The following is a 14,712-nucleotide window of genomic DNA, read 5'->3' on the forward strand; positions in this document are numbered from 1 at the left end:
GGATAAGGCTAAAGTACAAAAGATATCAATACAAAACAATAAAAATGAAAAAAAATAACCATCTGATAGAGAAAGTTTTTTTAGAGATTAATACCGATTCTATAGAGGTTGCAAATACTCTAAAGAATAATATCGATGTGTTTATTAAAAATGAGTTATTACGATTGATTGAACAGGAACTTGAACTATTTTTTTTAGATAAAAATCAAGTATTGCAAATCGAAAAACTGGAACTTTCTATTGATAATATTAGGTTTCAAAATGATACTGTAAATACTTCCGAATTAAAAGAAATCATTAAAAATCAATTGTCCAAAAAATTAACGATTACCAAAAACCAACTAAACCCAACCATAAATAAAGATGAAAATGGCAATCGAATACTTTCTCATTCCGAAAAGAAAGCCAATACGCTCATTTACTATTTAACTCATGGTGAAATGCCTTGGTGGAAAACCCAAAACGACAAAGTTGATTTTAACAGTTCTGCTCTAAATTCTTTTCTCGATTCAGAAAACTTTAAATATCAGTTTCAAAAAATAATAGATCAAACCATTGTTCAGGAAAGGCTAATCAACCAATTTTCTAATCAACAATTGGCTCAAATAATTTCAACACTAACGCATTATAAAAAGTTATTTCCGGGCAACAAAATAATTTTGAATCTCAGTCAAGAAAATGATTTTGAACTAAAAAAAATTTTGTGGAAAGCTGTATTTATGTATCTAAAAAACAAAAATGCCAACACAATTATCGATTGCTACTTTGAAAACATCGAAAAATTTAAGACCTCCAAAGTAACTTTTGAAGAATTTATAAGTAGTATCGACCAAATTGTGGCCAATAATTCTATTCAGATTGATAACAGAGAAAAGATCGCTAACGGTTTAAAACCTGAAACAAAGAATGAATTTCTTTTGAAAAACAATCGTGATGAAGTTTTCAAAAAAGGACTTTATGTTCAAAATGCAGGCTTAATTATCATTCATCCTTTTCTAATTGACTTCCTCAAAAACTGCCATCTCATCAACAACGAGAATACCATCACCGACAAAGAGATGGCTGCACATATTTTGCATTATGTTGCTACAAAAAAAGAACAGGATTACGAGCATGCTATGATTTTTGAAAAATTTTTATGTGGCATCCCAATTCACCAACCGATTCGAAGAGAAATTACAATTGATCATTTACATAAAATACAAATTGAAGAAATGCTCCAAGCTGTAGTGCAACATTGGAACGCATTAAAAAGCACCTCAACTGATCTTTTACGAAACGAATTTTTACAAAGAGAAGGAAAACTAGATATTCAGGACGGTAATCCAAGATTATCTGTAGAAAAGAAAACCCAAGATATATTATTAAATAAAATCCCTTGGAACATTAGTGTGGTCAAAATCCCTTGGATAGAAAAATTGATTTATACCGATTGGTAAAAAATTACAAATTATGAGAGCCTTAGAAAACAAAAAAATAGAGAATCATCCTTCAAGCCCTTTTTTTGGAAAAAAAATCCAAACAAAGATAAAAACTGGACAACCCGGAGATAAGTATGAAATAGAAGCAGATCGAGTTGCGGACAAGGTAGTCAACAAAAAAATGAACTCTTCTAATGGGCTTTTGCAAACCAAAAAAGAAGAAGAAATTCAAAAAAAATCCATCTCAAATAGCATAACTCCTTTGCAAAAAAAAGAAATGAAAGAAGAGGAACCTGTACAAAAAAAAGAGGAAGAAGATACAGTACAAAAAAAGGAAATGAAGGAGGAAGAACCTGTGCAAAAAAAGGAGGAAGAAGAAAAACCAGTACAAGCAAAAAGCAACAACACTTCTCCTGAAATCCAAAACAACAAGGTAGAAAACAACCTATCGAACTCTAAGAGTGGTGGAAACCAAATGGATAAAAACATCAAAAAAGAAATGGAATCAGGTTTTGGAGCCGATTTTAGTAATGTTCGTATCCATACTGATACCAATGCGGTAAACATGAGTCAGGAACTGGGAGCTCAAGCTTTTACACATAAAAACGATATCTATTTCAATCAAGGAAAATACAATCCGGAATCCAGAGAAGGAAAACATTTACTGGCTCATGAACTCACTCACACTATTCAGCAAGAAGGAATGATTCCCGATAAATTACAATTTACTATTGGCGACGGTAATGATTTACAATCCACAAGATTTTCGGGAGATGCCGTGTTGGAAGCCTGTTTAGACAGTGAACAACAATTATCGAATGGTAGTACTGGAGCTCCGGTTGCATTGGTACAGCAAGCGTTGATAGATGCCGGCTTCCCATTACCTCGTTTTGGAGCCGATGGTATTTTTGGAAACGAAACCAAATCTGCTTTACAAAATTTCCAAAGAGCATCTTCGCTAAATGCCGACGGAATTGTAAACTCTAATACCATGTCAGCATTAGATAGTCTTTATACAAAAGGTGTACCTCAACCCGCTCCTGCCATTCCTGTAAATCCTGCACCAACTGTACCGCCTACCATCACTACCGAAACGATAAAATCGGCTCCAGATGGTACTCCTGATACTCGAACAACAATAGGTGTTGGTGAAAGAGTGAGGCTAACAGCTAATACAGCCGGAACTTGGACGGTTTCCGAGGGTCATATCATCGGACTGAATAATGGAGCCTCTATTATTTGGGAAGCTCCTGGTATCGCAGCAAATCCTACCATAACCTTGACAACTCCCAGTGGCACAAAAGTAACTCCATTTACTGTAATTGCACCCAACGGACTTAGCATGGTTGTTGCCGCAAACGATGCAATACCCACTGGAACTGCTGGCGCTTGTATGATTACCGATGTAACGGTAAATCCGTTGAATGTAAATCTAGGCAGAACTCAATGGCTTGAAATTCCTGGACCTGCCACCAATGTTGCAGGTTATTTTAACCAATTTCCCGCAGCTACTATTTTTCATAATCCTAACCCCAATTTTTTACCTTTTAATGATAATAATACTGGTTTAAACGACCATGCAGCCTGGGAAGCCGTTCCTCCTCCTTTCTCTCTGGGAACCTTTGAATGGGTAATTCCAAATCATTACAGGTTAGATGGGGAATCGGGTCAAGGAAGATTGTTTACCAATACGGTTCAAGCTTTTTTTATGATGCCTTCAGGAACCATGATGATTACTAAGGCTGGAGCTTCGGTAATAAGAACAATAAACAATCTTGTGATATAAGCCATGCTCGAAAAAATAAAAATAGAATTGGCCATTACCTCGAATAAGATAAATTTTAATGATTTAAGCAATTTTAGGATTGGTCTAAAAATTACAAATAGCAATGACAAAATTGAATTTTTTGATGTTTCGAAAACCAATTTATTTGTCAATACTATAAAAAGCATTAGTTGGGATTTGTGTACCCACAACGGAACCATAATCAACCTGAGCATACCTCCAAAAAAATCAGAAACAGTGCAATGGCCTTTGGGCGAAGCACTATTTACAAGTACTGGAGAATATCACCTTAAGTTGGTAAATGGCTCTTTTATTCAAATAACAAAAGTTACTGTGGTAGAATAATTTTTAAAAGAAATGTTTAAATCAGTTTCAAATACTAAAGTATCAGCTAAATCAAGCAATCATAGTTCTCCCTTTCAAAAAGAAAATGGGAATAAGGACTTTATTCAACCTAAACTGAATTTTGGAAAATCTAATGATAAATATGAAATAGAAGCTGATAGAGTTGCCGATCAAATCATTCAAAAAAAACAACCTAAAATCCAAGATTCCTTTTTTTCACCTTCCCCTTTAACCCAAAAAAAATTAGCTTCTTCTATTCAAAAACAAGAAGAACAAAACAAGAAAATCCAACAAAAACCTTTAATTGAAACCATTACTCCAGTTGTTCAATTGAAAGAGTTGTCTATTCAAAATAAACTCGATTTCCAAAGAAGAGAAACACGAGAAATTGGCTCTGTTTTTTCTAAACCAAAAACAATAATTCAAAGAAAACCGGAAGAAAAAATTCAGAAAAAAGAAGAAAAACCCAAAGAGGAACAAAAGGCAACCATCCAACAAAAACCTTTGGTTGAAAAGGCAACTTCTGAAGTGTCCTCAAAAACTGAAAAACCTAAGATTTCGGTAGTGCCAAAACCAATTATTCAATCAAAAACCGAAGAAGAAGTTCAACAAAAAAAGGAAACAGAAACTCAAGGAAAAGCAGAAGAAGAACAATCGCTACAAATGAGTGGAGGTGCTGATGCCAATCCGGATGACAATCTGGAAAATGCCTTAAACAGTAGCAAAGGTAGTGGTTCGCCGTTGCCTCACAATATAAAAACCGAAATGGAGTCTGGCTTTGGTGCCGATTTTAGCAAAATCCGAATTCATAACGATGCCAATGCTGTGAGAATGAACAAACAGTTAGGTTCACAAGCATTTGCCACCGGTCATAATATTTACTTCAACGAAGGGAAATTCAATCCTTCCACTCAAAGTGGTAAACATCTACTGGCACATGAATTAACCCATACGGTGCAACAAGGTGCTGCGGTACGAATGAAGCCTCAAATTACACCAGCCCCCGAAATGATTCAAGGGTCATTCCTTGACTATGTCCCAGATTGGATCATCAATGATGCCAGACATATTCCTGGTTATACCCTATTCACAGTTATCATAGAATACGACCCACTCCGTCAAACCGATGTTGAGCGAACACCAATTAATCTCATCGAAGGACTTATGGGATTAGTCCCTTTTGGAACTGCCATATTCGATAAACTTCAGGAGTACGATATTTTGCAACAGGTTTTTGATTGGGTCAAAGGCCGATTAAGTGAATTAGGATTAACTATCGACGGAATCTTAAATATGGTTGAAGAAGTTTGGCATGCCTTACAATTTCCATACACAGGAATCATTGATTTAATTGTTGAAAAATTTAATACCATTGTTGACCGAATCACTTCATTTGTTGGCTCGACAATAGACCAAATTATCACGTGGATAAAAGAAGCATTAATTGAAGTTGCAGAACCGCTTTTGGCCGAAAACAAAGCTTGGTCACTCATCAAAAAAATTATCCATTTCGATCCTTTACGCGGCGAAGAAGTAAACGCAACAACTGTAGAAATTTTGGAGGATTTTCTGCTATTGATTGACAGGCAAACCGAGCTTGAGCAAATGCGCGAAAAAGGAACACTACAAGAGACTGCCGATTGGCTGGATACACAAGTAGGTACTTTCGACTCACTATTGACCGATCTGGGCAACTTAATCACAATGGCCTGGGATGCTATTCAGCCCGAGAATCTTGTAAATATATCAGACAATCTAACCAATCTAGTTACACAAGCAGGAGAATTTTTGCAAAGGGTTTGGGATTTTGCTTCGGGTGTAGCATTAAAAGTTTTAGAACTGGTCAAAGATTCTCTATTGGCTTGGCTATCTGAACAAGCCAGTGGTATAAGAGGTTATTCATTAGTAAAAGTTATTATTGGGAAAGATCCCTTTACACAACAAGTAGTACTGCGAACAGTTCCTAATCTTATCCGAGGATTCATGAGCTTGATGGACGGAGGAGAAGAACAATATGCTCAAATGGAAGAATCTGGTGCGATTGCCAGAATAGTAGGCCAAATCAATGCTGCCGTTGAAACCCTCAACATGACTCCGCAATCTATTGTACAATTGTTTACGGATGTTTGGGATTCTATGACCATTGATGATTTGGTACATCCGCTAGATGCATTCGAAAGAATTATCGAAAAATTTGGTGAGCCAATAGGGCGATTGATTGCTTTTGTGGCCGAAATCATCCGAATCGTCATTGTTGCCATACTCGAAATTATGAATTTCCCTTTTGACCTCATCGGAAACATCATAACCAGAGCATTAGAAGCTATCGATGACATTAAACGAGATCCAATAGGTTTCTTAAAAAATATACTCAGAGCCTTAAAACAAGGATTTGTTCAGTTCTTTGATAATATTGTTACCCATTTAATAAACGGAGTTACGGGTTGGCTTATGAGCGAATTGAGAGATGCCAATATCCCAGTCCTAACTGATTTTTCTCTACAAGGAGTAATCTCTTGGGTACTAGAAGTACTGAACATCTCAATGGAAAGAATCTGGGAAAAATTGGCCGAACATCCAAGAATTGGTCCCGAGAGAGTAGCCCGCATCCGAGGTATGATTAATACTCTCGAAGGCATTTGGACTTTCATCAAAGATGTGCAAGAGCGAGGTATGGCCGCTATTTGGGATAAAATACAAGAACAACTCAGCAACCTTTGGAATACCGTTCTCGATGCCGTGAAAAACTTTGTGATGGAACGCATCGTAAACCGAATTACCGCCCGACTTTTGAGCATGTTAGATCCAACAGGAATTATGGCAGTGATAAACGGAGCCATGGCTTTCTTTAATGCAGTGCAAAGTTTTATAAAATACCTCCGGGAAATGCTCGAAGTGGTCAACTCTTTTGTTAATGGAGTAGCCGATTTGGCAAGGGGAAATGTTACTATAGCGGCAGATTATCTGGAAAGAACTATGGGACAAGCCATGCCAGTCGTGATTGGTTTCTTGGCCAATCAAGTAGGATTGACAGGTATTGGAGCAAGAATTGCCGAAATTATTGGAGCCGTTAGAGAAATGGTCGATCAAGCACTTACTTGGCTCGTGAACCAAGCGGTCGATAGAGGAATGGCTTTGATGGATAGACTGATGGGAAGAGGTGAACCCGAAGCAGCAACACCATCAGGTCCGATTACAGGAGCACTTGCTGAAATTGATACAGAATCAGAAAAGGAAAAAGATCAGGGAGAAATTACTTTTGAAGAAGCTCAAGCCATTAAAAATAAAGTCAATACAGACCATTCCTCAGTCATTAATATTTCATCAGTAACTGATGGTGGCGATACTTGGGATTATAATTACGTTCAAATGATGGCCTATAAAAAACCTAAAGTTGCAACTGCAAGTACTGGAAATATTCCTACACTAGTTGCTGGTGAAACTATTAGAATATTTACAGGAGTAAAATGGGTTTTAGCAATGTTTCAAAGATATGAAATATTAACTGGTAATAAATTTGTTCATGCAAGAGCTGATAATGGGGTAACTTATGGAAAAAGAGAAGACTCCTATAATAATGGAGGTTGGGAAAGTTACAGTTCAGGAGTTCACAGCGTCACTTTTGCTAGTCTTGACGCAGGAAGAGCTAAAGGAGTAACTGCTAGATTAGGCAAACCTTTAAACAGAAATAATAGCTCTAGAGCTACTCCTCTAGGTTATATATCTGGAGTTCATGAAAGAGGACATTTATTAGGAGCACAATTTGGAGGTGGTGGAAATATTGAAAATATTGCGGCATTATACCCGCACGTAAATGATCCAGGAATGAAATCAGAAGAAACTAAGGTGCGAAATGCTATTGACTCAGGAGAAATAGTTGATTATCAGGTCACAGTAAATTACAATGGAAATAACCCAATTCCAACCTATATAGCAATAACAGCAACAAGTGATAAAACAACATCTATTGATTTACCAATTAGCAAATCAATTCCAAATACTCCTTAATATGTGTTTTTTAATATGTGTACTTCTTTGAAATCAATCCATTCTCTAATCAATAATTTACTTAATAAAAACCTAGTCCATATAGAATTTAAAACAACAAAGTCAGGATAAAAATATTCCCTCAACATAAGCTATAAGCTAATAATTAAACCCTTATAATAAAAAAATGAAAACCATACTCACCCACCTAAAATCCCAATTCCTCTTTCAGCTTGACACTCTTTTTCAGGTTGAAAATCCTGTAGAAAAACCTGTTTTGAATCAAATCGATTCTGAAGGGTTTATCAACGAGTTCATTATCGAAAATGACTTGAACGAAATAGAGGTGCTGTTATTGGGACTGGCACTTATCCCGCATATCAAACCTGATTTTTTAAGTTCGATTATTTCAGAATATCTGCCCAATGGTGGCGAACTTCCGGAATTTGGGGGAGTGAAATCAAAGAACCATCGCGGTATTTTACCAACAGGCGAAACGGCACAGTTTCTTATTGCTGGTAACGATTTGGAGAACCGAATTGCATTCTACAACTACCTACACAATCAGTCTTTTTTGTATCAAAAAGGAATCATTAAAATTGATTCGGTTCCCGTTGGAGAACCTAGACTGAGTGGTTTGCTGATTTTGGAAGAGGAATACATCGAAAAATTTCTAACTGGTAAAATCCTAAAACCAAAATTGAGCAGTAATTTTCCTGCCGAACTTTTGGAAACCAAACTCAACTGGGAAGATCTTGTCCTCAACAACAACACTCTGAATCAAATAAAAGAAATTGAAACCTGGCTTAAATTCAATGACATATTACTCCACGATTGGAACATGAAATCCAAAATAAAACCCGGTTACAGAGTCATGTTTCATGGTGCTCCAGGAACGGGAAAAACCCTGACAGCTTCCCTGCTCGGGAAATACACCAATAGAGATGTTTACAGAATAGACCTTTCGATGATTATTTCAAAATATATTGGAGAAACCGAAAAAAACCTATCAGCATTATTTGATAAAGCGATCAATAAAGACTGGATTTTATTCTTTGACGAGGCCGATGCTGTTTTTGGAAAAAGAACTAATGTAAGAGATGCCCACGACAAATACGCCAATCAGGAAGTCTCTTATTTGCTGCAGCGCATCGAAAGTCATCCGGGTCTGGTAATTTTGGCCTCTAATTTCAAGAGCAATATTGATACTGCTTTTACACGTAGATTTCACACTATAATCGAATTTGAAATGCCTCAATATTCAGAACGATTGCAATTATGGGAAGCAAATCTTCCCAAAGGGATTAAATTATCTAATGAGGTTTGCTTAAAAGAACTTTCTAAAAAATATGATATTACTGGAGCCAATATTGTAAATATTATTCAGTATGCCTGCCTCAAAACATTAGAAGACAAAAACGAATCTATTCCACTACAACACTTAATTCAGGGCATAAAAAAAGAATATACCAAAGAAGGAAAAATGTTTTAAGATATCACGTAAAAACCTCTTTCAAGACATCCAAAGACTTTGGCCTTTTGAAACCGTCGAGATGAAAACTGTAGTAATCGATTAAGATTTTTAGGAGTATTTGTCTTTCGATCACATGAAAAACTTTTTGATTGTTATCCAGTTTTAACTGAATCAGTTTTTTGAAAAGCTGACTCTCATGCTCCGTTAAAGAGCTAACGGCGTGAAAAGGGGTAAAAACACCTTCGATCATTTCGAAGAAAGGCATATCCATATCCGAAGTGTCTGGATAGAAACCTAAATATTTGGAAATTTCCAACATCAGAATCAAGTGAAAATTGGAAATTTCGTCATGTTCATCCAACCAATGCAAAGCCGTTTCCAAAAAAGTAAACAAAGCTTCGTTTTTTTCTTCCTCGTGTATGGAATGATGCAAAACCTCTGAAAGAAACAAAACTATGGTGCTTTTATAAATATCGGAATGAATCGAATGAAAAGGGGAAGCCATTTTTACTTCTTTGAAATTTTCTAAGGTTCCTTTGTTTTTGTGAACCGCTTCGATATCAATAATTGTCAAAGGCTGGAAATAGGCAACTTTAGAACTTCCTTTTCGAGATGAAAATGCATCCCGAACAATATACGATTTCAGTCCGTTAGAAAGTGTAAAACATTTTACAATCAGACTTTTTTCTTGAAATTTTAAGGCCGAAATTACGATGGCTTTGGTTTTGACTTGCATTTTTAATTTAAAGATTGAAAAATTTAAAGATTGAAAAAATCAATGACCTCTTTAAATTAACGAATAATCATTACTTTTTTGACTTTGGTTTCCGAACCATCTTGAGCCGAAATAAAAATCATATATACTCCCGAGGCTACTTTGTATTTCCCAAAAGCTGTGGTGTCCCACTCTAAGGTTCCTCCTTCGGTTGTAGCTTCGTAAACCAAATTACCGGCTATGTCGGTTATTTTTACATTGGCCTTATTAAGTAATCCATTTATTTTTACTGTTCCTGTATATTCTGGGCGAACTGGGTTTGGATATACATATACACTGTTTAGGTTATCATTGGCTGTTGTTGCAATTCCTTTGAACGAAATTAATCCCTTGGAAGTTGCTATAAAAACTTCACCTGTACTGCCATTAATACTTATATCACTGATCACATTACTGGGCAAAGGAGAATTATCTTTGGTAAAGTGATATTTTGTTTCTTGACCATTTGAAGAAACAAAGAACACTCCAGCATCAGCAGTTCCTATCCACTTTTCATTGGCTCCATCTACTTCAATATCGGTGATAAATTGTTCAGACAATAATTCTTGTGCTTGATTATCTTCTTCTATGATAATACTTTTGGTGGTTAACTGGCTCTCCGTTTGAAAATCATTCACATTAGACAAAACCCTTAAACCTTTTGTAGTTCCTATCCAAAGTTGGTTTTTGGTATCTACAGTTAAAGCTCGAACATCTTGAACTGGCAAATTCCCTAAATCTGTTCCGAAAGTAATTCTCTTAAAGGTTGAAGTGCTTTCATTAAATCCTATTACCCCATTGATATTGGTCGCCATCCATTTTGTTCCGTATTTATCAATTACGATTCTGCCAAAATCGTTACTGGAATAAGTGGTCAAAATTTTATCCATTGCATAACTTTTCCATTGGCCTCCAGAACTTAACATTTTCAAACCATTGGCAACTCGACAATTAGTCACCCATAAGTTTCCAGATTTATCAAAAGCTGTCCCGTTGATACGAATATCGACATAATCTGGATTTGGTGGACTCAAAACCAAGGATTCTAAATCGCTATTATTTTGATTGTATAGGTTTGTTGGTACATCACTTTCTATTTTTAATAAACCAGAAAAAAAAGAACTTGCATAGACTTCCTTTTCATTGGTAGGGTTTACGGTAATTCTACTGATCGATTTAGCTCCAAGAACGTCATTAAAAGGAATGTTTAACCAACCTGAAGTTGAGTATTTACTAATTCCTAAATCATCTAACGGGTACGGATTGTAATAAATATCATAATCACCATATACTGCCCAAAGCTGTGTGGCTGTAGCTTGCAATGCAAAAATGTTATTTTGGGAAGGACCAATTGGTATTATATTTTCAAATAGAGATCCTGCAGCTAATGCTGTTGTAAACAAACCGTTTTGAGTGGTACCTATGAAAATTGTTTCTGAAATTATAGTTGCACAACTAAAATCTGAATTCATATTTGCAATTAAGTCCTTGTATATTTGACGTACTAAGACCATTTGTTCATTATAAATCCAAACATTATTAGTGGTGGTTATGATTAAATAACCTGCGGCAGATTTTAAATTTACAGCGGGTTCTGACAACTGCAAAACAGCATTAAACGTATTTGAAACCGAATTGTATGTGTGTATATTTCCTGTTGCATTTACAGCATATAAAGCCGTCCCTAAGGCTACTATTCCTGTCCAATCTCCAACTGTCGATACTTGCCATTGACTATAATCAATCAAATTAGGATTGGCGATATTTCCTTTTCGGATACCGCTTGATGTTGCCCCATAAATAAACCCCTCATAAATAGCAATTTGAGAAACCTTTATTTCAGCACCATTATCGCCAATAAAATAAGTATCACCAAACTGTGATGTTTTTAAATTGAATTGTACAATTCCAAAATCGGTAGAGACATACACAATCCCATTGTATTCTATGAAACTATTGATTTTTTTACTATTAGAAGGCAAATTTTTATTGATAATATCTACCACTTTAAGCATCGATCCATCAGCTTCATTAATTACAATTAGCAATCCGTTTTCATATCCTACAATTGTCTTATGAAATGTTGGACTGTAATACAAAGCAGATATAGTTTCTCCAGCCAGTCCATCGACTGTAGTCGATGTTTTTATTATGTTTGTACTGTTGTTTTTTGCAAACAAAGCATTTTCGGAAGCAGCGTAAATAGTATTTGACGATTCCGAAACTGCTTTGATTTCGTTATACGAAAAATATCCTTGCCAAGACAAATTTGACTGAGCAAAAGTCATTTTCACCGCAAATAGAAAAAAGAGAGAAAGCAATTTTTTTGGCATAGAACAACAAATTGGTACACAAATATAGCACAAAGGAAAGGAAAATGTTTTTTGAATTTAATTTAACACATTCGTTTACTCCTTTTTGATCTTCTTCATCAAATAGTTTATAAACAAAAAAAGCCTCTATCCAAATGGATAAAGGCTTTAGTCAAATTAATAATTGAAATTAAACTACTCCTTGAGCTAGCATAGCATCGGCAACTTTTACAAATCCAGCAATATTTGCACCTCTTACATAGTCTGTGTAACCAGTGGCATCTGTACCGTATTTCACACAGGAAGTGTGAATATTGGTCATGATAGCTTGTAGTTTTTCATCTACTTCTTGGGCAGTCCAGCTTAAACGTAATGAATTTTGCGACATTTCGAGTCCAGAAGTTGCAACACCACCTGCATTAGAAGCTTTTCCAGGAGCAAACAAAATTTTGGCTTTTTGAAAAATATGAACAGCCTCTGGTGTTGATGGCATATTGGCTCCTTCGGCTACACAAATGCATCCATTTGCAATAAGAGTTTTAGCTTCTTCTTCATTCAATTCATTTTGAGTAGCGCAAGGCAGGGCAATATCGCATTTTACTTCCCAGGGACGTTTACCGGCAACAAATTTTGCAGTAGGATATTTTTGTACATAGTCACTTATTCTTCCTCTCAATTCATTTTTTATCAACATAACATGAGCCAATTTATCGGCATCTATTCCGTCTGCATCATAAATATATCCGCTAGAATCAGACAATGTTACGACTTTTCCTCCTAACTGTGTGGCTTTTTCAGCTGCATATTGAGCTACGTTTCCAGAACCTGAAATCACTACTGTTTTCCCTGTAAAATTCTCCCCTTTGGTAGCCAACATACTTTGTGCAAAATACACATCGCCATAGCCAGTTGCTTCTGGGCGAATAAGTGAACCTCCGTAAGAAATTCCTTTACCTGTTAAAACTCCAGTAAATTCATTTCGTAATCGTTTGTATTGACCAAACATATACCCAACTTCTCTTCCTCCTACTCCAATATCTCCTGCTGGTACATCGGTATTGTCTCCAATATGTTTGGCTAATTCGATCATAAAAGCTTGGCAAAAACGCATTACTTCGTTGTCTGATTTTCCTTTTGGATCAAAGTCAGATCCTCCTTTTCCGCCACCCATTGGTAAAGTTGTCAAACTGTTTTTGAAGGTTTGCTCAAAAGCCAAAAACTTTAAAATACTCAAATTTACAGATGGATGAAAACGCAATCCTCCTTTATAAGGACCTATTGCCGAATTCATTTGGATACGGAATCCTCTGTTTACTTGTGTAATTCCTTTATCATCAAGCCATACTACACGAAAAATAATAACCCTTTCGGCTTCGACCATTCGTTCTAAAAGCATTTGATTTTGATATTTCTTGTTTTCGGCAATAAAAGGGATCACTGTTTCGGCAACTTCTGTCACCGCTTGCAAAAATTCAGGTTCATTTGGGTTTTTTTTTGCTACAGATTCGATGAAATCTTTGATATTTTGTGACATGAAATTTAATGTATAAAATTTATTGATTAGTTTAATTTATTTAGCAAACATACATTATTTTAAAGTTATTTTGACTTTTTTGTTACTATTTTAAATCAAAATTATCCATTTATTAAGAATTTATAAAAAATTCAACATAAGAAATATCGTTTTTACGAAAACGATATAGTATTGATAACAAATATAAAGATATGTACTTTTATTTTATTTTTTTTATTTTAACAAATTCAATCTTATCAGTTTTTATATCTTTGTCGAGTCTCCAAAATACCACCATATATGTCTAAACTAAAAGCTATTGCGTTTTTAATTTTATTTTCTCTACCCTTTATTTCCTTTTCTCAGGGTGGCATTTCCCATTCTATAGGTGTAGAAGCTGGTGCGGTTCAATTTCGCTCAGACTATGGTCAACGTAATGATTTCGAAACCAACATAAAAAACACAGGTTTTGGAATAACCCTTATTGACTACATGAATTTTTCATACATGAACTTCAACAACAACTATTTTGCACAGCATTTTAGAGTAAGAAATGAATTGTCTTACATTAAATCTGATTTGCAACATTATGGTGAATGGACAGAAAAAAATAGTTTAGGCTCTAAATTATTAAAAGAAATGCGTGGTTCTACACAGATATTTAGTTTTGGTTCTATGTTAGAATATAGCTTTGTACACATTCATGATTTCGAAAGAACTTCTAATAGTTTTGCCCCTTTTATCGGCATAGGGCCTCAAATTAGTTTTTACTCTGCTACAGCAACCTCAACATTAGGGAATCTTGGAACTGCAGATACTACTCCTACTAAATACCTAACCTCATCTGATGGACATCCTTATGGATTTTCTAATGAAAATAAAGCTGTTTTTTCTATTGCATTAAACCTTGGTACCCGTTATAAACTGAGTCCATTATCTGACCTTATCTTTAATGTAAAGGCACAATATTTCAATTCGGATTGGGTTGATGGTCTTAATCCTAATAAAGAGATCTACGACGAAAACAAAAACAATGATTGGCTTACTTATATTGGAGTTGGATATATTTACTATCTATCTGAGTAAAATGTATTAATACAATTTAAAAACCCAACTTTGA

9 protein-coding genes are annotated in these 14,712 nt (G+C 35.4%); 6 read left to right on the forward strand and 3 right to left on the reverse strand.

Annotated features, from left to right (window positions below):
- Positions 1 to 44 precede the first annotated feature (44 nt).
- From ABEB18_RS10535 to ABEB18_RS10555, 5 genes are all read left to right on the forward strand, one after another.
- Positions 45 to 1,439 (forward strand): contractile injection system tape measure protein, encoded by a 1,395-nt coding sequence (locus tag ABEB18_RS10535; RefSeq protein ID WP_348799264.1) that lies wholly within the window; start codon positions 45 to 47, stop codon positions 1,437 to 1,439.
- A 13-nt stretch (positions 1,440 to 1,452) separates the two neighbouring features.
- Complete coding sequence (locus tag ABEB18_RS10540; protein ID WP_348799265.1) at positions 1,453 to 3,207, forward strand: eCIS core domain-containing protein; 1,755 nt, start codon at positions 1,453 to 1,455, stop codon at positions 3,205 to 3,207.
- Positions 3,208 to 3,210: 3 nt separating this feature from the next.
- Positions 3,211 to 3,552: a hypothetical protein gene (locus ABEB18_RS10545; RefSeq protein WP_348799266.1), complete on the forward strand. Its 342-nt coding sequence runs from the start codon at positions 3,211 to 3,213 to the stop codon at positions 3,550 to 3,552.
- 12 nt (positions 3,553 to 3,564) lie between these two features.
- Positions 3,565 to 7,560 (forward strand): eCIS core domain-containing protein, encoded by a 3,996-nt coding sequence (locus ABEB18_RS10550; protein ID WP_348799267.1) that lies wholly within the window; start codon positions 3,565 to 3,567, stop codon positions 7,558 to 7,560.
- Positions 7,561 to 7,726: 166 nt separating this feature from the next.
- Positions 7,727 to 9,031 carry an ATP-binding protein gene (locus tag ABEB18_RS10555; RefSeq protein ID WP_348799268.1) on the forward strand — a complete coding sequence of 435 codons (1,305 nt, stop codon included), beginning with the start codon at positions 7,727 to 7,729 and terminating at the stop codon, positions 9,029 to 9,031.
- A gap of 4 nt (positions 9,032 to 9,035) precedes the next feature.
- On the opposite strand, the gene recO is transcribed toward ABEB18_RS10555, so the two are convergent.
- The 3 genes from recO to gdhA form a co-directional block, all read right to left on the reverse strand.
- Positions 9,036 to 9,749: a DNA repair protein RecO gene (recO, locus tag ABEB18_RS10560; RefSeq protein WP_348799269.1), complete on the reverse strand. Its 714-nt coding sequence runs from the start codon at positions 9,747 to 9,749 to the stop codon at positions 9,036 to 9,038.
- A 56-nt stretch (positions 9,750 to 9,805) separates the two neighbouring features.
- Positions 9,806 to 12,100, reverse strand: coding sequence for a type IX secretion system anionic LPS delivery protein PorZ (gene porZ, locus ABEB18_RS10565; protein ID WP_348799270.1), 2,295 nt, complete (start codon positions 12,098 to 12,100; stop codon positions 9,806 to 9,808).
- A 169-nt stretch (positions 12,101 to 12,269) separates the two neighbouring features.
- Positions 12,270 to 13,613 (reverse strand): NADP-specific glutamate dehydrogenase, encoded by a 1,344-nt coding sequence (gene gdhA, locus ABEB18_RS10570; protein WP_348799271.1) that lies wholly within the window; start codon positions 13,611 to 13,613, stop codon positions 12,270 to 12,272.
- A 279-nt stretch (positions 13,614 to 13,892) separates the two neighbouring features.
- Between gdhA and ABEB18_RS10575 the strand changes: the two genes are divergently transcribed.
- Positions 13,893 to 14,678 (forward strand): THC0290_0291 family protein, encoded by a 786-nt coding sequence (locus ABEB18_RS10575; RefSeq protein ID WP_348799272.1) that lies wholly within the window; start codon positions 13,893 to 13,895, stop codon positions 14,676 to 14,678.
- Positions 14,679 to 14,712 lie beyond the last annotated feature (34 nt).

Origin of the sequence: Flavobacterium adhaerens (assembly GCF_040045115.1) — a bacterium.
In the GTDB taxonomy this organism is placed as follows: domain Bacteria; phylum Bacteroidota; class Bacteroidia; order Flavobacteriales; family Flavobacteriaceae; genus Flavobacterium; species Flavobacterium adhaerens.

Excerpts from the sequence above, each read along its gene's own strand:
- gdhA (WP_348799271.1), bottom strand. The coding sequence starts at position 13,613 with ATGTCACAAAATATCAAAGATTTCATCGAATCTGTAGCAAAAAAAAAC.
- ABEB18_RS10535 (WP_348799264.1), top strand. The coding sequence starts at position 45 with ATGAAAAAAAATAACCATCTGATAGAGAAAGTTTTTTTAGAGATTAAT.
- porZ (WP_348799270.1), bottom strand. The coding sequence starts at position 12,100 with ATGCCAAAAAAATTGCTTTCTCTCTTTTTTCTATTTGCGGTGAAAATG.
- ABEB18_RS10550 (WP_348799267.1), top strand. The coding sequence starts at position 3,565 with ATGTTTAAATCAGTTTCAAATACTAAAGTATCAGCTAAATCAAGCAAT.
- recO (WP_348799269.1), bottom strand. The coding sequence starts at position 9,749 with ATGCAAGTCAAAACCAAAGCCATCGTAATTTCGGCCTTAAAATTTCAA.
- ABEB18_RS10540 (WP_348799265.1), top strand. The coding sequence starts at position 1,453 with ATGAGAGCCTTAGAAAACAAAAAAATAGAGAATCATCCTTCAAGCCCT.
- ABEB18_RS10555 (WP_348799268.1), top strand. The coding sequence starts at position 7,727 with ATGAAAACCATACTCACCCACCTAAAATCCCAATTCCTCTTTCAGCTT.
- ABEB18_RS10575 (WP_348799272.1), top strand. The coding sequence starts at position 13,893 with ATGTCTAAACTAAAAGCTATTGCGTTTTTAATTTTATTTTCTCTACCC.
- ABEB18_RS10545 (WP_348799266.1), top strand. The coding sequence starts at position 3,211 with ATGCTCGAAAAAATAAAAATAGAATTGGCCATTACCTCGAATAAGATA.